Raw genomic sequence first — 21,973 nt, 5'->3', positions numbered from 1 at the left:
TAATTGCTAAATTCATCTCATATTTTGTTTCTTCTCAGCCTTTGGATCGCGAGTTGCAACGGCTGCAAGTTCTGCATCCATTAGGGTTCTTCCCGTCGCTGCTAAGTAGACATCATCTAAGCTTGGACGAGATTGGGCTATACCAAAAATTGGTAACCCAGAGGAATTTAGGGATTGCTGGATGCTAATTAAAGCATCTTGTTGTGGTGTGACTACTAAGTTAAGGGAGTTCCCTTGAGCGCTGTTGACAATCACTTCTTGCACAAAAGGCAGTGACTGTAGTAATTCTTTGGCTTTCTCTGCTTCTTCGATGGGCGAAAACTCGCGAATGCGTAAAGTAATGCGATCGCCTCCCACTCTATCTTTTAATTCTGAAGGTTTTCCAGTCGCAATGACCACACCTCGGTCAATAATCGCCACGCGATCGGCTAAAGCATCAATTTCTTCAAGATAATGGCTGGTGATCACTACCGTTGTTCCCGCTTGGCGTAACTTCCGCAGGAAATCCCAAACTACAAAACGGCTTTCGATATCCAGTCCCACCGTTGGTTCATCCAAAACCAAAACATCTGGTGCATGGAGTAATCCTGCTGCTAAATCCAAACGCTTGCGTAAACCGCCTGAGTAAGTGCCGGTCTTTTTATTAGCGTATTCCTGCAAACCAAGTAATTCAAGCACCATGTTTATGCGCTGCTTGGCAACTGTACCTGGTAGGTGATAAAGTGCTGCTTGAAGTTGCAGGAGTTCTTTTCCTGTCAGAACTTTATCTAATGCAACTTCCTGAGCAACATAACCCAAGCGCTTTCGTGCCATTCTGGGATTGTCTAATACAGAAATACCAGAAACCTCAATTTTCCCAGCATCGGGAGTGGTGAGAGTACACAAAGAACGCAAAGTCGTTGTTTTACCTGCACCATTGGGACCAAGCAAACCAAAAATCTCGCCCGGTTCTACCCTAAAGGAAACGTCCTTGACGGCGACCACCGTGCCGTAGCTTTTTTTTAAATTTTCAATTAAAACGGCAGGAGCCATGAGAGCTTGTCCTAACTACACAATTCTCAACAAACACTATCTTCATTGTAGGTCAACTACCCACACTTCGGCTTCGTGGTAAGCGTGGGCTTGCTGAAAACGAATAAAAGCTTTTGTTAAAAAATATTATGTGCAATTGACTACTTTTTACTTTTTTCATAGTTTTTTGCTTTTTATAACGTACCCTAGACATAGGAAAAATTTTTTCATTACTGAATTTAAAAAAATTCTCAACTACACAAATTACAAAATCGGGAGAGTCTGACCATGGGTTCCAAAAAAGCGCTCGCCTTGTTTCTTTCTTTAGGTTTAGCAGCTACCGTAAGTGCATGTGGTGGCGAAACTAATGGCAGCAAAGAAGGCGGCGAAGGTGGAGAAGACGGTAAAACGACAGCCCCAACTACACAGCCAACTCAAACACCTGCAAAATCCAGTCCAGGCGCAGAAGGTGGTAAAGGTAAATAATTAGGTCATAGGGCTATGGGCAACGGACATCAGGAATTAGTCTTCTCCCCTAGCCCTTAAACCCTATTCTTCAATCAACTTATGATTCTTTGCATTGATAATGTTCTCACTTCTAATGAACTAGATTTTATTGTTTCAAAGCTTAAGGATGCTGAATTTATTGATGGTAAAGACACAGCAGGATGGCATGCTAAGTTAGTCAAGAGTGACCAGTAACCAGTAACCAGTGACCAGCGATCGCTGACACAGAGTGCTCTCGTTCCCAGGCGAAGCCACAGAATGCAGATCTGTGGGCTGCCGCCTCGACCCGATTATTGGATGCGAAGGCAATCCTCCATGCAATAGTCACTGGTTACTGATCAGGTGGTCACTGTTATGGGCAATTCTTTTCTATGGGGGAATAAATTTCATCTATACTAAGCTGCGGTAAATTTTTATGAGGAATTGTTAAATAGTTTAATACAATAGCAATATTCCCCCATAAGTATTTTTGCTCATTACCATGATATTCGATGGATTTCCTTGGCTGACCGCGATTGTCCTGTTGCCACTCGTCGCTTCCATGCTCATCCCCTTGCTGCCTGATAAAGACGGCAAACGAGTGCGATGGTATGCCTTGGGTGTAGGTATCGCGGATTTTGTTTTGATGTGCTACACCTTCTGGAAGCATTATGATGCGAGTAGTGCGACTTTTCAACTCGTGGAGAAATATGCCTGGTTGCCTCAAATAGGTTTAAACTGGGCAGTTTCAGTCGATGGAATATCTGTTCCGCTTGTGCTGTTAGCAGGACTGGTAACGACGCTTTCAATGTTTGCTGCATGGCAAGTTGATTTAAAACCCCGCCTGTTTTATTTTCTGATGCTGGTGCTGTATGCGGCACAAATTGGGGTGTTTGTTGCTCAAGATATTCTACTGTTCTTTATTATGTGGGAACTGGAACTGGTTCCGGTTTACCTGCTTGTTTCTATTTGGGGCGGTCAAAAACGCCGCTATGCTGCTACTAAATTCCTGCTTTATACCGCAGCTGCTTCAATTTTTATTCTAGTAGCAGGGCTGGCAATGGCTCTTTATGGAGATAATTTAACCTTCGATATCGTCGAACTTGGTGCGAAGAATTATCCTCTTGCTTTAGAACTTTTGCTTTACGCAGGATTGCTGATTGCCTTTGGCGTCAAGCTGGCGATTTTCCCCTTGCACACCTGGTTACCGGATGCTCACGGTGAAGCTTCTGCTCCTGTATCGATGATTTTGGCTGGTGTATTACTAAAAATGGGCGGATACGGCTTGATTCGTCTCAATTTGGAGTTGCTCACCGATGCTCACATTTACTTTGCTCCCGTGCTGGCAACTCTGGGGGTTATTAATATTATTTATGGCGCTTTGAATTCCTTTGCCCAAAATAATATGAAGCGTCGCCTCGCCTATTCGTCAGTTTCTCACATGGGATTTGTGTTGTTGGGTATTGCTTCCTTCACTGATGTAGGAGTGAGTGGTGCAATGCTGCAAATGCTTTCTCATGGTTTGATTGCTGCAGTGTTATTCTTCTTAGCGGGCATCACCTACGATCGCACTCACACTATGGCGATGGATAATATGGGTGGGATTGCTCAAGCTATGCCTAAAGTATTTGCTCTGTTTACAGCAGGTGCGATGGCTTCTCTGGCTTTACCGGGAATGAGCGGTTTTGTGAGCGAACTTCAAGTTTTTGTGGGTGTGACCACCAGCGACATTTACAGTCCGACCTTCCGTACTGTGATGGTGTTCTTAGCTGCAGTGGGAGTTATCTTGACGCCAATCTATTTGCTTTCGATGTTGAACCAGGTATTTTATGGCACTGGTAAAATAACCTGTGACGTTAACAATGCAGGAGTGGAGAACCAGGAGGATGAAGGAACGGCTTGCTTTGGTACAGACTGTCTCTTGCCTGCTGAGTCAGTATATAGCGATTCTAGACCTCGTGAAATGTTTATTGCTGCCTGCTTTCTAGTGTTGATTATTGGCATTGGGGTTTATCCCAAGTTAGCTACGCAATTATACGATATGAAGACTGTTGCGGTGAATACTCAGGTGCGCCAATCTTATGTCCAAATCGCTCAAGAGAATCCCCGCATATACGCAAAGGAGTTTATGTCTCCACACATTGGGGAGCCTGAAATAGCAACTGTTTCAAGCATCGTTAAGTAAAACTTTGGTGCGGTATACTAGAAAGTTTAGTAACCGCAGATGAACGCAGATGAACGCAGATGGTGTGTACTTCATCGGCTTGTACACCAGTCGGTTAGTTCAGACTTCTTGAGCGTGTCGATAAACAGAAAAAAAAGACGTAGCGACTGCCACGTCTTTAGAGAATTGCTCACAATAGTTGTAAAAAATAACAGTGCAGGGTAAGAGCACTGTTGACTAAACTTTTCTATTAAACCTTATAGCTGGTAGATTTTCGTATACTTAGGAGCAAGTAGAATTGAACTCTGCTACAGCTATTGTTTAATACAAGTATGAAAAGAAAATTAACATCTAATGAGAAGTTTCTTATCCGATGCGATGACATCCCGGTTATGCACGTTACAGGACGATAGACTCAATGTGATATCTACCCTCTTAGGTTGCATACCCTTGTGCTAGTAAACTCTCCTGAAAATTAAGGAGCGTGTTTCTGTTGTCCTTGGGGGGATGTCATTAAATTCAGTAAAAAAATAACAGTGCCAGAGTCGGTAGCACTGTTGAACTAAGCATTTCTGTTGAATCCTATATTGCTGGATGCTTCGTTTCAAAAATCCCAGGAGTGAGAGAACTGAACTCTACTACTGCTATTTTTCAGTACGGGAATAAAAAAATCATGAAGATAAGATGAACATTTGATGAGAAGTTTCTCATCGATAGATAATACAATGTTAAACACAGTGTGTCTACCAACTACAGTTGAATACTCCTTGTGCTATTAAACACCCCTACTGAGGTGCTGGAAGGGGTAAACAGGGCTATTATATAGCAGATATTCAAGATAAAAAGTATTACTACTGTGGTGTCCAATGGGAGAGCGTCAAAGCTAAACTTCAAGAATTGGGGATTGGTAGATCTGACCCTATGGAAGCGTGAGCACTGTATTTTACTAACTGCAGAAAATGCTGTAAAAAAACAGATTGGCGATCTTTGTTCCAAGCAGCAGCAATTTCGACACCTGGAGTGGTTTCAGTCAGTGGAAGATAAACAACACTAAGTTTGTGTCGGGTTTTAGCACCTGCTGCAACGAGTGAAACCCCCATTCCAGACTCCACAAGTGCAAGCAGAACTTCTGGTGGACTGGCTTCTTGGACTACGTTTGGTTGAAATCCTGCTTGTTGGCACAGATGCATGACTTGTGCGTACAGATCGGGTTTGATGTGTTGCGGACACAAAATAAAAGATTCATTTTTGAGCGCACCTAAATCAATGGTTTCGCGATTTGCAAGGGGGTGCATGGGAGGTAGTGCAACAATCAGTGGCTCACGCAATAGCGTCACAGTTTCAATTCCTGGTTGCTGAATGGGTCCGTGGATAAATCCAATATCTATTGTTTCTTGTAAGAGTGCCTGAATTTGTAACTCTGTTGACATTTCTGTGAGCGATAGCTTAACCTCTGGGAACTTCTGACGGAACGCTTGGATGATTTCTGGTAAAACTTCATTGAACGCACAAATCGAAAAACCGATTGTTATTTGTCGTGCTTGCATTGCGATCGCTTGCCGTGCTGCTTTCGCTGCTCGTTCCGCCTGCGCTAGTGTTAACCTGGCTTCATCCAAAAAAGCTTTTCCCGCTTCAGTCAAAGCAACACCGCGTTTGCTGCGATGGAATAACTCAACTCCCAGTTCCTCCTCAAGCTGACGAATCTGACGACTCAACGGCGGTTGTTCCATGTACAGACGTTCTGCCGCTCGCCGAAAGTTTAGCTCTTCTGCAACAGTAATGAAATATTTGAGTTGCCGCAGTTCCATCTACTCTACCTGATACCTTTTGGGTATCAGTTTAGCGCAAAATAGGTCTTGGACAGAACTGCCAAAGCTACTGCACAATCAAAATTACAGGCTTATGGTGGTGGTATGAAAACGATTGAACTCTATCCAGATTTTGGTATTAGCAACCTGAAGATAAGCGAACGCGTCAAGCTGACGCCTGCACCTGGGGAAGTGCTGGTAAAAATCGAAGCAGTTTCTCTAAACTATGTTGATTTACTGGTTGTCAAAGGAATTCTCAATCCCAAACTGTCATTGCCTTACATACCCGTATGTGATGGAGCAGGTATTGTTGAAAGCGTAGGTGAGAATGTCACGCAATTCAAACCAGGCGACAAGGTAGCAACAACATTTATCCCCAATTGGTTGAGCGGCAAACCAACAAGTCAAACAACAGACTACTCAACTCGACAAGGATTAGGAGGGCTTTCAGGGCAATTAACTGAGTATAAAACCTTCCACGTCAATCAACTTGTCAAAAGCCCAGCTAACCTGTCCTCCATGGAAGCATCAACCTTACCAATCGCAGGTTTAACTGCTTGGAATGCGTTACTCTATAGCAACTTACAACCAGATCATTCGCTATTGTTACATGGCACGGGTGGAGTCTCAATCTTTGCCCTGCAATTTGCTAAAGCTTTGGGGGCAAAAGTTATCATTACGTCCAGTAGTGACGAAAAACTCAAGCGGGCGCTGCAGTTGGGAGCAGATCTAACCATTAATTATCAAACAACACCTCATTGGGCAAGCCTTGTCCGTGATTTTACAGAGGGTGAAGGGGCTGATGTCATTTTGGAAACGGTAGGAGGTCGAAACCTACAGCGATCGCTCGACGCACTTCGGATGGGCGGATACATCTCAATCGTCGGATTGCTAGATGGATTTGACAGCAATATTAACACTCTAACATTGTTACACAAACAAGCTACAATTAGAGGTATGGAAGTTGGCGGAACCGATGATTTTCAAGCAATGAATCGAGCCATTGAAACCCATGACATTCATCCGGTTATCGATAAAATTTTCTCATTTGAGAGCACTCAAGAGGCATTTGAGTATTTAGAGAAAGGTCTGCACTTTGGGAAAGTAGTTATTAATTTGTGAAATCTGCTGTTTCAGCAATTGATATCATGTTTGGCTAATGACTGATAAATTAGGTTTGTAGTTGCGCTTTAGCGCATGCATTGCAAATACAAATGTAGTATAAGTGTTTATCCAAACATGATATAAAAACAGATATCTGTGGAGTTATTCTAAAAAATTTTAGGCATTAATATCTTCATCAGGGTAAAATTTTCTTAAAAAACTTCTTAAAACCTTTACACCAAGCTCCTCTGAACTCATTTTCAATTTAATCGCTAAGTTTTGCCAATCATCCTTTTCATTTTCAGATTGAAATGTTACGTATAAAGTTCGAGGATCGTAGTTTTTAGCTGTTACAGCCCATAGTTGGTTGTTACTATCTAAATTTCCTTTGTTCGTAACCGTTCAGGGGGGGTGTTCATGCGATGCTCGTTCCGAGCCGCTTCGCGAACGTCAACTTGGGAGGCAAAATCTGGTAATCTAAGATTCATGGAAAAGTTGTGCCAAACCTATTTAGAACAGATCCCTCCAGCTATATTGGGAGAAAACTCCAGCCAGTGTCAAAAAACTGGTGGAGGGGATGGTGAGCGCGAATAGAAAATTTAGGAGAAATTGATATCAATGATGATATCAACGCGGATCTTAATCCGCCCCACAAACAGATTTTCACCCCAGGTCAACCATCAACGGCAGTCTACACCATGTCTAGACTGAAACCAACTGGAAATAAAACTTAAAAAAGAGGTCGCGCACGGGACATTTCATGCTATTGTCTGACTGATTTTATAGTAAATTTCATATAAAATGGAAGATGACGAGGAACAACAATGACACAGGAACCCGTTTTTGAAGAAAGCAGTGGCAACGTATTCACTGACCTCGGTTTGTCGAATGCTTCGGAACTTTTTACGCGGGGCAAGATAGGGATTCAGGTACTGCGCCTTTTGAAACAACGCAACCTAAAACAGCGTGAAATTAGCGAACTTCTTGCCATTCCCCAGCCAGAAGTATCTCGTTTGATGAAAGGAGAGTTTCAACGGTTCAGCGAGGGCAAACTCCTCATTTTCCTCAAGCGACTGGATACGGAAATCACCTTACATCTTCGCCCTCGTCACGCGCCGGGCCAATCTGCTGAAACTGTGATATCGCTATAGGGAGGATGAAAAATTCAGCTTAATAAAAGTTTGGACTTGCAGGAATCACGGTTTAGTATGTGACAAGCGAGTAAATTTTAGGATGTATGATTGAGCAGGTTATCGACTGAAGAAATTTATCAAGCACTTGGCAATATTTCCTCTCAATTTAAAAATCTTGAATGTGACAAATGTGCCATTGCATTGAAGTCATGGAGCGATTCTAATGGAATTGAGGGAAAAATTATAAAGCTCAGAACTAAAAAGCGAAATGATTTCTTTATAATTAGCAATCGTTACAGTGATAGTGAGTCAATTACTGATAATGGCATTCATTACGGTGTAGAAGTTTTCGGACTAGTTTTTGATAATCTTTCACGTCAAGGATTACCCCGTGATGAATGGATAAATGATTTTTCCTGTCGAAGTGGGGAATTTTCTTTAGAAGAGTTAGATAATTTATAAAATATCAAGCCAGACTAGAAGGAGAAAATATTATGAGCGGAGTGTATGAAATTTTAGCAAAAATTCAAGCCAAACCAGGTCTGTATATTGGTCGTCCTTCTGTGAGCGATTTATTTATGTTTTTGGTTGGGTATGAATGTTCTCGGAGTGAATTGGGAATTGAAAATACTGAGTATGAAGAAGATTTTTATGGAGAGTTTCAGCCTTGGTTACAGAAAAAGCTAGGAATAACAACAGTAAGCTCTTGGGCGAAAATGATTATGCTTTACTGTCACGATGAAAGGGCTGGTTTTGAAAAGTTCTTTAATTTGTTGGATGAGTTTAAACAACGAAATCAGAATTTAGATGCAAATGAGGTTAATAATATATCTGAAGTAGTGGTGACTGCTGTAAAACATTGACAATTTACCCGTGTAACTCTATTTCAAACTCAGTCCTATCTGAACTTTTGCCACAACATTATCAGGAGAAGTTGTGATTAAATTTTTTATAACATTAATGCCATAGCTTTCACCTTGTTATGAAGTTGGTTAGGACTTACGCATAGCCGCCTCTTTCTAAGGATAGGGCTATGCGTAAGTCTTAAGACAATCTGTAAAGCTACTTTGATGCTTTAGTTTCCGTGGGATATTTTCAAGTCAGCTAATCACGAGAAAATCCCTCTTCCCCCACTCCCTACTCCCCACTCCCCACTCCCTTTGTCAAGCCAGGTTCAGATAAACTCGATAAAATCACAACTCCAGTTGCAGTTATTGCCAATGCCGATAAAATAGCATTGCCAAAATAACCAACTTGTGCATAAACAACTCCAGCGATCGCACCCCCAAGCCCACCGCCTATTTGCCCAATCGCCACCACCAAACTCATCAAAGAACCGCGACGAGCATCAGGAACAAGGGTTGTCAGAAGTGCTTGCAGTGGGCTTAATCTCAACGCCAGTAGCATCATTGTCAAGAAAAACACAACGTAAGCAGAGAGCATATCAAACACAACGAAAGGTGTCACCGCAAATAACACAGCAGAAACCAAACACGACCCAACAATTACGGGTTTGCGACCAATGTGATCAGACAAGCTTCCTGCTTGAGGTCCAAATAAGAGATTCGCAAGCCCCCCCACCATAAATAACAACGCCGTCGCCGTTGGGCTGACTCCGATTTCTTTTTCCAGCCAAGTTGGAAAGAAAACAACAAATGTTGACACTGCAAACAGCATTGTTGCATAGGCAAACCCCGCACTCACAACCGCACGATCGCGTAAAAGTTCTCGGTATCCTTTGAGAGCAAATCTGACAGAAAGCCTCTCTGAGGAACGGTTGATAGGCGGTTGGGGTAAAACACTCAAGACTAGCAGGAATGACACTAGCGCAACGATCGCAAACAGCAAAAAAGGGGCGCGAAAACCGTATCGCTCAGCCAAGATTGTCCCAATCGGTAAACCCACAACTTGTCCAAACGCAAAGCCGCTCATCACCCACCCACTCGCCCACCCACGACGCTCGTAAGGGAAGTAATCTCCTACGTAAGCAACTGCTACACCTGTCAAAATCCCTCCAGAAACACCCGCCCCAATCCGAACGCAAAGCAGTGAAATGAAGTCACTGGCAAACCCATGCATTGCTAAAAAGATAGCCATCGAACTGGTTCCAGTCAAAAGCACGGGTCGTCTTCCTATACGATCGCTTATAGGTCCAATAACAATCGCAAAAACACTCAACGCGATCGCATAACCAGTTACTAACGTCCCTTGCAATGCTTCGGAAATTCCCAAGGCTTCTCCAATGCGCGGCAAAATTGGAGCAATAATCGTCGCTTGAGAACTCGAAGCTAAAACCATCAACCACAATGCTAAAAGAACTAGCACTACAGGAGGATGGCGTTTTGCTAAACTCATTCCCCAACCCCCTGTTGCAACTCGCTCAATAGATGACCGTAAGCTTGCAATTGGGTAGAACGACAAAAGCGAATCTTAATCATTGTTGTGAGGCGATCGCAAATCATTTCATAGGTCACAGGACTCTTGAACATCTGCACAATTTTAGTTGCCATTGTAGCGGTGTCACCAAGAGGAGAGAGGAGTTTGTCGGGTAAATCCGCTCCAAGTTCCTTCACAACCTCTTCCAATCCACCACAATAGGTACCCATCACAGGAACACCACACGCCATTGCTTCAAGTGCAGCCAAACAAAAAGACTCCGATTCACTTGTCACCAGCATCATATCAGTGACACTCAGCCAATGCACGAGTTCATTTGGCGAAGCTGTTCCCAAGAACATCACATCTTCTGCAACATTTAACTCTCGCGCATACTCACGAGCTTCTTTTATTAAAAGACCATCGCCAATCATAAAGAGTTGTGCTCTGACACCAGCGCCCCGAACGCGAGCCAAAACTTGGATCGCATCTAGAGGTCGCTTCACAGAACGAAAGTTGGATACGTGACATAAATTGAGGATTTGTTTGGAACGGGTTGTATCTCGTATCCGAAGAGGGCGAAATAGTTTAAGATCGACAGAATTGTGGATGACTGTTGGGCGCTTCTTTAAAGCTAAAATCTCAACGGCTTGGTCTGCAAGCCAGGACGAGACAGCCGTGACGCGATCGCACGCAGCTATGCACTCTCGTAACTGAGAACCGTAGTTCAACCTGCGTCCAAATCCAGTGACATCGCTGCCATGTAGCGTTAAACACACTGCTAGTCGGTAACCTCGCGCAGCCAACGCTTGTCGAGCAAGTAGTGCGGCTTCAATTAGCCCAACTGCGTAATGCACGTTTAAAACCTTGATTTCGCGAGTCTCAATCTGCTCCATAATGTCATACGCCAAGGGTACAATCCAACTGCGATCTGGCTCGGTGGGTGTCTTGGGAGCGTTTACAGGCACATAATCGAGCAATGGATCGCGATCTGCTCCCCATTGTGGCTCTGAGCTAGTCAGCACAGATACCTTAGCCCCTGCAGTTGCAAACCCTTTGGCTAAATCTGTTGCTACTTTACCACTTCCTCCCAAACCACCAAGAGACAGAATTGCTAACTCTAATGAGGCAATATCTGAGGTAATGTGGCGAGTAGAGCTATTGAAGTCTGGAGCAATGTTTGGAACACTAGCAAACGATAACTTCATATGTTTGTTTATGAATGGTGGACATTACAGGAATTTTCAGGTTAGGGACTACCAAATAAAAAATTTCCCAAAATTTCTTGTGGTGCGGGCTTCTAGCCTGCTATTCACAGAGGACGGGCGGGGACGCCCGTACCACAAAAGCAGAGTAACATCAGAGCAGAGTCCTGTGTACCACAAGAGCATAGTGTGGTTCATTTATTTGAAAACTGTGGTGATTACTCTTGTTTCAATGCGATAAGCAAAGCATAACGGCTTTAGCCGTATCAGGACACGAGATGGGCAAAAGATGGGACACGATGTCAAAACCGTGAGTTGCGAGGAGTTCTGCAACACTTAAAGAGCGTTCTTGAGGTTTACCTTTGGGGCTGATGTAGGCAAAAGCAGCAATACCGGATGCATTTTGTCTCCGTCCTTCGCGAATCAGTGTGGATTCAAGACGGGCTAATGCTTGAGCCAGAGTCACTACATTTCGAGTGGGAGGGGGACTGCTACGATTTCCAGAACGCTGCAAATCCGAGCAAACTGTTGCCATGAGTGGAGGAAACTCAACTTTTGCACGTGTCAAAGCTTCTAAAGGACGTTTTGCTCCCCAGGATTTCAGGATTGGCTCAGTTGTGGATAGCCATTGCTCGATAGAATGTTTGAGGGCGATCGCTTCATGACCGACTGCTTGACCCACCATAGCCGATGTTCGTAGTGCAAAACACTGCTGTTGCAAAGTCTCTAACTTATCAAAAGCAACCCGAACCTCTTTGGGGAGACCGGCTCGTCCCAAACGGTTGCTAGGGTCATCACTGGACAACAATAGGGCTGTCCCTCCTGCATCAACAAGTTGTTTGGAAATAGTGCTATCTAAAACCGTGAATGAGGGACGGGCTACAATTTGAGGCATGGGGATTTTTGCCCAGGTATAGACTTCCTTAAGTTGAGCAAAATATTGCTGTTCGGTGGGACCTGCAACATAAGCAATGGTCGGTAAAACCGTGTCTTGACAAATGGGACGTAATAGGGCGCTTGGTGTGAACCGTTCGGGTTGTTGTTCTAACAAATTTCGGACTGCATCATCCGTGAGATGAATATTGCTGTTCTGCAATGCAAAGCCTTCCTTCGTTGGAAGCATACGTCTGCGAGTACCATCTCCATCTACGAAAAACACTTGCAGCACGTCACGATTTGTGGGAATAGTTTCGGAAAGCCCTTGAGCAGTTAATGTTTGGCGTGCGCGAGCTAGAGGTATTTGAGAACGTTCGTCACCAAAGAGTTCGCGAGCGATCGCACTACGAGCAAGTTCGGCAAATTCGCGAGTTGATGGATCGAGGATAATCAGTCCAAATTCTTTTGTTAGCAGGCTTAACCAACGACCAAAGGCTTCTGCAAAGGTTGTCCCTGGTTGATAAATGGCTTGTAGTGCTGCAACAACTTCTTTACTATGAGGCAGTTCACCGAGTGCTTGTTCTATCTCGTTCAATAGAGCATGAATGCCTTCTCCTAAAGTGGTGGAACCAACTAAATGTTGAGTAACAAGTAAGTTAAGACTGAGTGTTTGTGGTTCGGTTTGATTAGCTAATAACTTAACGTGCTGCACCTCATCCAGATCACTATCGTAACTAGCCATCCAAAAGATAGGAACTGCAGGAATTCCTTGCGCTGTTAAGTGCTGGGCTTGTTGGATAGCTCCAAGTGCTTTGTAAAGAGTGTAGGCGGGTCCCCCAAAAACACCCACTTGCTGTCCCGTCACGACTGCAATTGTATGGGGATGAGAGAGTTTTTTGATGTTGGCAAAGACTGCTTCCGATGTCCCCCAGCATTCAGCTTGTCGTTGTAATAGCTTGGTTAATGCTTCTCGTGGATAAAGACGTTGACGTACACTTTTGTATGTAGAAACCCAATCTCTCTCGATCGCAAGTTTGTGAAGCTTTTGATGCGATCGCAACACAGTGGCTGTCATAAAAGTTTGACGACTTCGCGCTTGTAAGAGTTGGAGAGTCTCGAAGCTTGCACTAGGGACTTCTGTTTTCAAGTCTCTTATCAAGCGTTGAGTTGAGTAGTGCTGTGTTTCGTAAGCAGATAACGCTTTCAGTTTTTGTTGGCGATCGATCTCAACTTGCAAGATATTAAAACCGCAGTGATGGGCGCTCACCATTGTATAGTGTTGTTTTATTGCCCAAGGAAGCAAGTTGGCTGTTTCTGGAATGATAAAGCCCGGATCGGCTGCTAGGTGGAATGCTATCAAAGCAGCGACTCCCAAACCAAGATGATGTCCGTGCAGGGAATAGTTTGGATCGACTTCTGGATGCAGTGTTAAAAGTATTTGCGGGCGGTGTTTCCGGATTGTACGAACAAGAAGGGCTAGCGTTGAATCGAGTCCCCAAATTTGTAGTGCATCAGCTGCTGTCGTCGGTTGCATCCGAGAAGCATCTCGATATTTGCCAAAATCAACCAGTCCCAAGCATTCTACCTGTTCGATATGGAGACATTCGGCTGCACGGCGCAGTTCTAAAGCTCTTTGCTCAACTCTTCTTGAATGTTCTCCACCACGTCCTGCAGCACCATCTGTTGCTACAACCAGTCTCACTCGCTTTCCTGCTTCTGTAAGGGCTGCTATAGTCCCACCAGCATAGATAGATTCATCATCAGGATGTGGCATTATTACCAATACATCACATTCTGGCTTCCCCTGACGTGCTGACTCCCCTGTGGTTTTGGGTAATGGGAGATTTTTTGGCTTGACTTCACCTGTTTTGAGTTGCGATATGCCTCCGGCATAACGGCTTAAACTGTATCGCAATGTCTCAACTAAATCTTGATTTTCGTTACGGACTTTGGTATAATCACAACTCCAATCTGTTGTGAGCGTGCCTGTCATTAAAGGCTGACTGACAAGGTCTAGCAAACGAGAGCGATCGACGCAGGCGGTTCGATCTATGTCCTGTAAAATAGCTGGAAGTGATATTCCTGGTTGAGAACAACGTGCTACAACTCGCCGATACACCACGGGGTCTTGGGAATCGCCTCCATCATAGTAAGCCACAAATGATTCATGGTCTAATACGGTTAAACCAAGCTGCTGTAATAGGTGCTCGACATCGTTTGGAGCGTGGATTTGTGCGGCTGGACTAAACTTTCGCGCTTGAGGAGGAATGTAGGTAAATGCTAGAACTCCGCCTTCTGCAAGCACCCATCTTAACTCTGTGAGTGTTCGACTTAAATCCTTTGCAAAGTGAAGTGCGCCACAGCTAAGGACTACATCAAAACTCTGAGCTTGCAAACCCGCCTCAACGAGTGAGTGATTGAAGTCGTGTTCAATCAGGGCGTGAAACTGGGGGTAATTGGATTGAGCTTGGTGCAGCATTTGCGGTGATACATCTAATCCAGTGACACAAGCCCCGATTTCAAGATAAGGAAGACTTGCTTGTCCAGTTCCAACACCAACATCAAGCACTCGCAAAAATCCCGCAGGAGGTGCATAATGTATTGTGGCTTCGAGTAGAAATTGCGGTGCTGTCCACCCAAAACTGGCGGTGTTTTTGTCGTAAGATTCCGCCCAAACATCATAGCGATCGCGTGGGGAAAGCTGCTGCTCCGTAGTATCTTTGCAAATCTCACCAGATGTCTGAATATAGCCAGGGATTTTTGCGGGAATTATGGGTTTCATGCTGTATACTCATATAGTACTTGGTCAGTGAGGGTTGCAAAAGCTTACTTAGTGTAAAGACCTTGAAACACTTGGCATGAACTAACTATTAAAAAATCGATACCTTCAATCCTCCGTTGAGTTCCATCTGTACAGATTTACCTATTTGTAGATAGTTCTGCAAAGATTTTTAGAATTGGCTAGATTGTGATAGACTTTCCAGCCCTCGTTATTTTTAGTTTGATGAATGAATGTGACAAAAAAATGTCAAGTGTCTAAATTGTTGAAGTAGAATGCGCTCAGATCCCCGACTTCTTAAAGAAGTCGGGGATCTAACTTTTTCTAAATGCTTTAAACCACAGCATAACTGTCGAATAACAGTACTTTTGTCTGACAATTGAGAAAGAATCTTTCAGCATCTGCAACAACATAAACCAGAGATATCATCACTTTTCAAACCAGGATTAACACTTACAGAAATTGAAAATAGTCAATGACCGTTATCCGGTAGAATAAGCTTAGGTTTGTTTGGGATGTAGCCTTACAAGTTCCTCAATGTGGTTATCTATAACCACGATGATTAGAGTTAAATGCTGGAGGTTGGGATGAATTGGGTTAAAGTGCTTGATCGAGATGCGCTCCCCCAAGACGAGCGGAAGGTTGTAAAAGTGGGTAATCACAAGATCTTACTCCTGAATCACAAAGAGCAGATCTATGCGATGGATAATGCCTGTCCTCACATGAAGCTGTCTCTGCAAAGTGGCAAAATAACGGAAGACAATGCAATCCTTTGTCCTTGGCACCGTAGCGCCTTTGACCTCCAAAGTGGAGATGTCAAAGACTGGACTCCCTGGCCGCCTGGGGTGGGACGAGTTATGGCTATGGTTTCTAAACAAAAGGCGCTGACAATTTTCCCGACCCGCGTGGAAGAAGGCAGTATCTGGGTAGGTCTAGAGGACTAGAGTTGGTAAATACTCTATTGGAGACGGCTATTTAGGTAGCGAGTAGCAACCTCTGTGACTTTTCTACCTCAGCCCGCTCTCGGCATTCGGATAATATAGAGGTTGCTAACTAGAATTGCTGTGTCTATTTGAAAGCAGAAGACGACAGATAGTTGGCTGAGATTAGGTCTAAGCAAGGCTTTGAAAACTTATTTCTTTTCAGCGCAACCTTCAAAAACTTTACTACCTAAAATGAGCGTTGCTGAATAGGGGTATTCTTTATCAGACATACCATCACTACATTTATCTGCTTTTTTAAGAATGAGAGTATTGTTACCTTTACCTTTTAGCTGGTATACCCTGACAAAATCTTCAGGACGACCTGATGCTTTTAGGGGTGCTACGTAAGGAAATGTTTGTTTCTTAACCTCTGGTGAAGAGTAGACAATTCCACTTTTGCTAACACTTACATTCCAAAATGGTTCTGTACCGACAACATTAAATCTCTCAACCCCCACATTTTGTGCAAGTTGAAAATGATTATTCTTAAAGGATAGTGTACTATCATTGGCAGCACTGCGATCGCTAGCTAGGAAAAGGCTAGTCAATCCCAAGAAAATCACACCAGATATCAAAGTTTTCATTGATTATATTTGATGAGAAGTCTGACCTATATAATGGCTCAGACGTATTCCATTGCTAACAGTTCCGTATCTTGGCTGTAGTCGCAGAGTGTTTGGGGGCATAATTTAGAGTGCGATCGCTTTACAATAGAAAGGGTACGTCCTGGAAGAATGCCGATGCCTGCTAAAGATGTTTACCATGGTGCTGTGAAATTTGCATTAGTCAAGGATGGTTGGGAGATTTTAACAGAAGATTATACTCTGGAGTAGGTCGGTGACCGCTTATACGTGGATATTGCGGCAGAAAAATCGATTACGGCAGAAAAGCAGGGTCGAAAAATTCTTGTGGAAGTCAAGAGTTTCTTGGGTCGATCATTTATCAATGATTTAGAGCAAGCTGTAGGTCAGTATGTTGTTTACCGAGATATTTTGGTAGAAACGGCATTGAATTTTGAATTATATTTGGCGATTACACAAGGAATTTATAAAAGTTATTTTCAACGCAAATGAACCCAAATGATTATTAATCGCAATCAGGTTAAGTTGTTAATCGTTGATGCGGAAAGTGAGGTAATTGTGCAATGGATAGATTAGAGCATTATCGGAAAATCGTCCAGGAAGTTTTAATAGAGTATTATCAACTTAATGAAAAATTGGGTTCTACAACTGAAAGTGCTTTAGCCTTTGATGAGGTACACGACCAGTACCTTTTGCTGTTGATGGGTTGGCAGAAAGATGAGCGAATTAAAAGTGTAATGATTCATATCCGTTTGAAGGATAACAAAATTTGGATTGAGGAAGATTGGACCGAGGATGGAGTAGCAACGGATTTTTTACAAAAGGGGATTGCGCGAGAGGAAATTGTGCTAGCGTTTCATCCACCTCACGTGAGACAATATACTGAGTTTGCGGTTACTTGACGATCGAGCAAAACCCAGAAGCACTTGCTTACCCCTCTTGATTATCTTAATTCTGAAGTGATTTTAACCAAGATTGCAAATCAGCCAAACTGGTAAAATCTAACAGTGCTTCGCTCAAATCTTCCAGTATAGTTAGACGTAAATTGGAGATTTGCGAGCGTAAATCTCCCGGAACTTCTCCAAACCGCTTAACGAGCAATCGAACCACAAGATTAGCGGCTTCTTCCTGTCGTCCTTCTTGTTGTCCTTCTTCCTTAATTTCTCTGTAAACTCGTGTTTCTTTAAGTGTAATTCCTAACATAGCCTCTACCTCCGTTCGACTAAGTTGTTCAAACTTGTAAACCATGATTGTCGTAATTAACTCAAATTTAATCACACATCGCTCTACATCAGATGTCTATTACATCAAATTTTGATTTTTTGTCTTCACCCTTTGATATAATTCCTCCATAGCTGTAATAAAAGAGTTATCCTTTTGCCAGAAAGGTGGGAAATCTCCTTGTTTTTTAATTAATATTGCCGATACACCCCCTGCAGTTGAAACATCAATTGTTTGAGGTAATCGCTTTGTCCCCAACCAAAACTCTCTAGCACTTGGCTGAGTGACAACTGATTTCTTTTGGAGCTTTGTATAAAATGAATTAGAAGCTTCAACAGGAATTTCTTCTATATTAAGTTCTTGAGATAGTACTTTACCCAGAGGCGTTTGAACTAATTGGGTTTGAAGTTCTGTCTTAGATAACCCCCGCAATTCAAATAAGAGAAATGGATTGTGGTCTAGTTGAGAAGCGACTAGATAATAAACCCCTGCAATATGTTTGCAGGGATTGGCATAGTCCGGACAAGAACATTTAGTTTTGAAATCTTGTCTGCTATGAGGTAATAAATGCAAACCAAACTCAGAGAAAGTATTCTCTATGTCTTCTGGAACTTCGTTTATCAGTAGTCGCGAAATAATACTTGCTTTGGATGAAAGCTTGTGAATCGCTTCTTTCCAACCTGTTTTTGTAATAGGTGTAATTTCAATAGAAATATTATATGTAGGTTCTTTATAGACACCAAAGTAGGGATTGATTGACCCTCTCACTTGAGCAGTAATGTGATTTTTGTCAATAGCAAAACTTAAAACTTTACCACCACTTGCATAAGCACGTCCTCGTTGAAGCCTGCGGTCATCTGTAAAAGATTCTAATGCTTTAATAAAGCGATCGCCCCACCAAGTTCGAGTAAATCTAGTCATAATATCACTCCAAAACTGCACTTTTATTCAAGGCAATAAGTTGCTTAAATGCTTCGTTATCCAATTCCGTTAGCCAAGACTCATCTGAACCAACAACGCTAGCAGAAAGTTTTTTCTTATCTTCAATCATTTGGTCAATTTTCTCTTCCAAAGTCCCAATCGCCACAAACTTATGGACAAACACATTTTTATTTTGACCGATACGAAAAGCACGGTCAGTTGCTTGGTCTTCAACGGCTGGATTCCACCATCGGTCAAAGTGGAAAACATGGTTGGCTTTAGTGAGAGTAATACCCACACCCCCTGCTTTTAAAGAAAGTACAAAAGCAGATGGTTCTGTCTCTGGGTCTTGAAATTCACCAATCATACTTTCTCTCTTCTCACGGCTAGTACCACCATGCAGGTAGTAAGTATTGCAGTGCAGAGAGTGTTTTATATATTTTTCTATCGCTTCACAAATTTCGGTAAACTGACTGAAAATGAGTAAACTTTCTCCTGTAGAAACTGCTTCCTCCACCATTTCTGCCAAGCGACTGAATTTATGCGATCGCTCAAGAGAATACTCGCTACTATCTTGCAAAAATTGTGCTGGATGGTTGCAAACCTGCTTCAATTTCATGAGAGTTGAGAGAATTAATCCCTTCCGTTGAATCCCCTCTGCTTGTTGCAGTTTTTCCTCAACATCTCTAATCACAACTTCGTAAAGCGAAGCCTGTTCTTTCGTCAAATTAGTGTATAATTTCTGTTCTACTTTATCAGGTAAATCGTTAATAATAGAACGATCCGTTTTCACCCGACGCAAAATTAAAGGTTCGACCAGCTTTTTGAGAGTTGTGGATTTTACCTTATCGTTATTCTTCTGAATTGGAATCTCAAACGACTTCCGAAACTGTGCTTCTTTACCCAGGTAGCCCGGATTGAGAAAGTTAAAAATTGACCACAAATCCAACAAGCGATTTTCTACAGGCGTCCCCGTTAAAGCCAGACGGTGTTTGGCTGATAGTTTCAAAATAGCTTTTGTTTGGGCAGCTTTAGGATTCTTAATATTTTGTGCCTCATCCAAAACAACTCGTTGCCACTTCACACTGCCTAAAAGCTTCTCATCTTTACGAGCCAGGGTAAAGGAAGTGATCGTTACATCATGTTCTTGACTTGCAGCTTTAAAGTCAGCAGAGTTCTGAAAGCGGCTGCTACCGTGATGCACCATCGTTTTTAGATGAGGTGCAAACTTAGCAATTTCCTTTTGCCAGTTACCTACAACGGAAGTGGGGGCGATGATGAGGGTGGGTGGTAAGGAGTGAGGGAGTGAGGGAGTGAGGGAGTGAGGGAGTGAGGGAGTGAGGGAGGGAGAGAAATTTTCTTCCTCTATCTCTCTGTTTCCTTGTTCTCTCTCCTGAACAACTCTGGCAATAACTTGTAGAGACTTACCCAAACCCATATCGTCCGCCAGACAGCCGTTAAGTCCCAAACGTTCCAAATAACTCAGCCAAGACACACCACGTTTTTGATATTCTCGCAGGTTACCCTGTAAAGAGATAGGATCGGAAATTGGCTCAAGCTGGCTTTTATCTTGCAACTTTGCCATCATTTCTGACAAAAATTCATCGTGTTCAACTTCCCACTCTTCCCCTACTTCCGCACTGCGTTGCAGGAACTCCAGCACAGTCATTTCTTGTTGTTCTTTTGTATGGGACTCCCAGAATTCAAGTAACTGTTGCATTTTATCTCGGTCTAATTCCATCCACTGACCGCGAAAATGCACGAGAGGTACTTTGGCGTTAATCAGTTGTTCCCACTCTTGTGAAGTTACGACTTGGTCACCAATAGCTAGCTCGTACTGATACTGTACGAGTGAGTCAAGACTAAAATATCCCTTTGTTTTGCTTTTCCCTGCACTTTGCTTGGAAGCAGATGCCTTGAGACGAATCTTAGCGCGACGGCGACCTGCAGGAGTATACCAGGCTGGTACAATCACTTTAAAGCCAGTATCTTCTAGTACCCAAGCAGCTTCCTTAAGAAAATCAAACGCTTCTTCTAATGTCAGTTGCAATCCTTTGGGATGCTCGGTTTCCATTCCTTGCCACAACTGAGGATACATCCGTGCAGCATATCCTAAATTTAGTAGCAAATTAGTTTCAAAGTTTTGCCCGAATTGTTTGTATACTCCTGTTTTAGTTTTTTGACTCATTGTCCAATAGTCAAAAAGTGCCAGTTTTAGAGAGGGATCTTGTTTGCTATTCACTAAGAACTGAAGAAACCAATTGTCTAAAGCATCTGGGGAAGGGGAATGCAATTGGAAGCAGAGGTTAAAGGGGGAATCAGTTTGAGTGCGAGTAATTTTGGTTTTCCACGTCAGCCATTGCTTGTATTCTTCCAGGGAAGTACTGGCCAGGGAAGTACTGGTGGAAGTTGGGTTATGTCTGTTGGGATAAAGGCACTGCTGGATCAAAGAATCGGCAATTTGTTTGTCAAAAGAAGCTGGAAACGGTGTGTGAGTCACTATGTTATCAAGTAGGGACTCAGAAAAGTGGCGTAGCAGTGTTTCATTATCAAAAAACTCAACTGAATCATTAGATGTCATTGAACCCGCCACACAAATGAGTGGCATATACTCAATGTATTTTTTGATATTTGATTCGTATTGTTCGGAGATAATTTCCCAAGTAGGGTAGATTTCAAAAGATGGCGTACTGATTTTTGGTTGTTTTCCTTTTTTCTGGGAAACAGTAGCTTCTAACTCTCGGTATTTCAACGCTGGAATATATTGATCTTTGAGAATAACTTGCTTAAAAACTTGCGTGTAGTGATACCAAAATAAAAGGTCTGAACCAAGTTGAATTTCTTGAGAATTGTAGAGTGCTAAAAAGTGAATATCATTAATAAGTTTAATAGCATTAATGGCTTTTGGAGTTTGAAAATTATCGTTCTTAGTCGCTGTGACAAGTTCGTAACAATCTACCTGCCAGTATTTAAACTCATCATATTCAGCAGGTATTTCTTCTTCCAAATACTTAGTTAATTCTGGTGAGGGTAAAGGCTGATTGTTGCTGGTTGGGAGGGCAAAGTATTTAGGGGATATGCGTTCTTGCAGTTTAATTGCTGGTTCTTGGATGCCCAACACTTGTATTAAGAATATTTCTAACTCATCACCAGTCAAATGTCCGGGGTGAAGTGTCTGTTGATTGCGGTATTCTTTGAAGAACGGGGTTTCTACCCACAAGTAAAAGGAACCTGACTGAATAAAGCCAGTCTGTGCATGAGGTATCCATGTACCATGAATAACTTTCATAACTTAACCCTCTAGCGTGCCATTCATTCTGGAGGT

Annotated in this window: 19 protein-coding genes and 1 pseudogene; 11 read left to right on the top strand and 9 right to left on the bottom strand. The window is 42.8% G+C overall.

What is annotated here, in order from left to right:
- Positions 1-12: 12 nt before the first annotated feature.
- Positions 13-1,032, bottom strand: coding sequence for a daunorubicin resistance protein DrrA family ABC transporter ATP-binding protein (locus WA1_RS26135; RefSeq protein ID WP_017746929.1), 1,020 nt, complete (start codon positions 1,030-1,032; stop codon positions 13-15).
- Positions 1,033-1,299: 267 nt separating this feature from the next.
- Between WA1_RS26135 and WA1_RS26130 the strand changes: the two genes are divergently transcribed.
- The 3 genes from WA1_RS26130 to WA1_RS26125 all read left to right on the top strand — a co-directional run bounded on the left by WA1_RS26130 (position 1,300) and on the right by WA1_RS26125 (position 3,682).
- Positions 1,300-1,497 carry a hypothetical protein gene (locus WA1_RS26130; protein WP_017746930.1) on the top strand — a complete coding sequence of 66 codons (198 nt, stop codon included), beginning with the start codon at positions 1,300-1,302 and terminating at the stop codon, positions 1,495-1,497.
- 81 nt (positions 1,498-1,578) lie between these two features.
- Positions 1,579-1,713 carry a hypothetical protein gene (locus WA1_RS60265; RefSeq protein ID WP_017746931.1) on the top strand — a complete coding sequence of 45 codons (135 nt, stop codon included), beginning with the start codon at positions 1,579-1,581 and terminating at the stop codon, positions 1,711-1,713.
- A gap of 286 nt (positions 1,714-1,999) precedes the next feature.
- Complete coding sequence (locus WA1_RS26125) at positions 2,000-3,682, top strand: NAD(P)H-quinone oxidoreductase subunit 4 (RefSeq protein ID WP_017746932.1); 1,683 nt, start codon at positions 2,000-2,002, stop codon at positions 3,680-3,682.
- Positions 3,683-4,551: 869 nt separating this feature from the next.
- Here the strand turns inward: WA1_RS26125 and WA1_RS26120 are convergent.
- A complete protein-coding gene (locus tag WA1_RS26120) occupies positions 4,552-5,469 on the bottom strand; it encodes a LysR family transcriptional regulator (protein WP_017746933.1) in 918 nt (305 codons plus the stop codon).
- Between the two features lie 48 nt (positions 5,470-5,517).
- On the opposite strand from WA1_RS26120, the gene WA1_RS26115 reads away from it, so the two are divergent.
- The 5 genes from WA1_RS26115 to WA1_RS26100 all read left to right on the top strand — a co-directional run bounded on the left by WA1_RS26115 (position 5,518) and on the right by WA1_RS26100 (position 8,569).
- The gene (locus tag WA1_RS26115; RefSeq protein WP_017746934.1) at positions 5,518-6,591 is read left to right on the top strand and encodes a zinc-dependent alcohol dehydrogenase family protein; all 1,074 of its coding nucleotides are present in this window, start codon (positions 5,518-5,520) and stop codon (positions 6,589-6,591) included.
- 399 nt (positions 6,592-6,990) lie between these two features.
- The gene (locus WA1_RS57280; protein ID WP_158516700.1) at positions 6,991-7,167 is read left to right on the top strand and encodes a hypothetical protein; all 177 of its coding nucleotides are present in this window, start codon (positions 6,991-6,993) and stop codon (positions 7,165-7,167) included.
- A 230-nt stretch (positions 7,168-7,397) separates the two neighbouring features.
- On the top strand, positions 7,398-7,724 hold the full coding sequence (locus tag WA1_RS26110) for a helix-turn-helix domain-containing protein (protein ID WP_017746937.1): 327 nt from the start codon (positions 7,398-7,400) through the stop codon (positions 7,722-7,724).
- A 90-nt stretch (positions 7,725-7,814) separates the two neighbouring features.
- Complete coding sequence (locus WA1_RS26105) at positions 7,815-8,168, top strand: papain fold toxin domain-containing protein (protein ID WP_017746938.1); 354 nt, start codon at positions 7,815-7,817, stop codon at positions 8,166-8,168.
- A gap of 32 nt (positions 8,169-8,200) precedes the next feature.
- On the top strand, positions 8,201-8,569 hold the full coding sequence (locus WA1_RS26100) for a hypothetical protein (protein ID WP_017746939.1): 369 nt from the start codon (positions 8,201-8,203) through the stop codon (positions 8,567-8,569).
- Positions 8,570-8,843: 274 nt separating this feature from the next.
- Here WA1_RS26100 and WA1_RS26095 read toward each other — a convergent pair whose 3' ends face one another.
- The 3 genes from WA1_RS26095 to bshC all read right to left on the bottom strand — a co-directional run bounded on the left by WA1_RS26095 (position 8,844) and on the right by bshC (position 14,945).
- The gene (locus WA1_RS26095; RefSeq protein ID WP_017746940.1) at positions 8,844-10,061 is read right to left on the bottom strand and encodes an MFS transporter; all 1,218 of its coding nucleotides are present in this window, start codon (positions 10,059-10,061) and stop codon (positions 8,844-8,846) included.
- Complete coding sequence (locus tag WA1_RS26090) at positions 10,058-11,290, bottom strand: glycosyltransferase (RefSeq protein WP_017746941.1); 1,233 nt, start codon at positions 11,288-11,290, stop codon at positions 10,058-10,060. Before WA1_RS26090 ends, WA1_RS26095 begins: the two co-directional genes overlap by 4 nt.
- 226 nt (positions 11,291-11,516) lie before the next feature.
- A complete protein-coding gene (gene bshC / locus WA1_RS26085; protein WP_017746942.1) occupies positions 11,517-14,945 on the bottom strand; it encodes a bacillithiol biosynthesis cysteine-adding enzyme BshC in 3,429 nt (1,142 codons plus the stop codon).
- 584 nt (positions 14,946-15,529) lie between these two features.
- Here bshC and WA1_RS26080 point away from each other — a divergent pair.
- Positions 15,530-15,886 carry a Rieske (2Fe-2S) protein gene (locus WA1_RS26080; RefSeq protein ID WP_026135060.1) on the top strand — a complete coding sequence of 119 codons (357 nt, stop codon included), beginning with the start codon at positions 15,530-15,532 and terminating at the stop codon, positions 15,884-15,886.
- Positions 15,887-16,074: 188 nt separating this feature from the next.
- Here the strand turns inward: WA1_RS26080 and WA1_RS26075 are convergent, their stop codons facing one another.
- Entirely contained in the window at positions 16,075-16,509 is a 435-nt protein-coding gene (locus WA1_RS26075; protein WP_017746944.1) for a COG3650 family protein, read from the bottom strand.
- Between the two features lie 150 nt (positions 16,510-16,659).
- Between WA1_RS26075 and WA1_RS26070 the strand changes: the two are divergent.
- Both WA1_RS26070 and WA1_RS26065 read left to right on the top strand, forming a co-directional pair.
- Positions 16,660-16,998, top strand: a pseudogene (locus WA1_RS26070) (element excision factor XisH family protein).
- Positions 16,999-17,069: 71 nt separating this feature from the next.
- Positions 17,070-17,408 carry a XisI protein gene (locus WA1_RS26065; protein ID WP_017746947.1) on the top strand — a complete coding sequence of 113 codons (339 nt, stop codon included), beginning with the start codon at positions 17,070-17,072 and terminating at the stop codon, positions 17,406-17,408.
- A 46-nt stretch (positions 17,409-17,454) separates the two neighbouring features.
- Here WA1_RS26065 and WA1_RS26060 read toward each other — a convergent pair whose 3' ends face one another.
- The 3 genes from WA1_RS26060 to WA1_RS26050 are packed head-to-tail and all read right to left on the bottom strand — an operon-like array spanning position 17,455 to position 21,937.
- On the bottom strand, positions 17,455-17,784 hold the full coding sequence (locus tag WA1_RS26060; protein ID WP_017746948.1) for a DUF4351 domain-containing protein: 330 nt from the start codon (positions 17,782-17,784) through the stop codon (positions 17,455-17,457).
- Positions 17,785-17,808: 24 nt separating this feature from the next.
- Positions 17,809-18,648, bottom strand: coding sequence for an SWIM zinc finger family protein (locus WA1_RS26055; RefSeq protein WP_017746949.1), 840 nt, complete (start codon positions 18,646-18,648; stop codon positions 17,809-17,811).
- A 4-nt stretch (positions 18,649-18,652) separates the two neighbouring features.
- Positions 18,653-21,937, bottom strand: coding sequence for a DEAD/DEAH box helicase (locus tag WA1_RS26050; RefSeq protein ID WP_017746950.1), 3,285 nt, complete (start codon positions 21,935-21,937; stop codon positions 18,653-18,655).
- Between the last annotated feature and the right edge of the window lie 36 nt (positions 21,938-21,973).

The organism is Scytonema hofmannii PCC 7110 (assembly GCF_000346485.2).
GTDB classification, from domain to species: domain Bacteria; phylum Cyanobacteriota; class Cyanobacteriia; order Cyanobacteriales; family Nostocaceae; genus Scytonema; species Scytonema hofmannii.
Note: the sequence above shows the minus strand (reverse complement) of the source record. Positions and strands in the feature narration are given on the sequence as shown.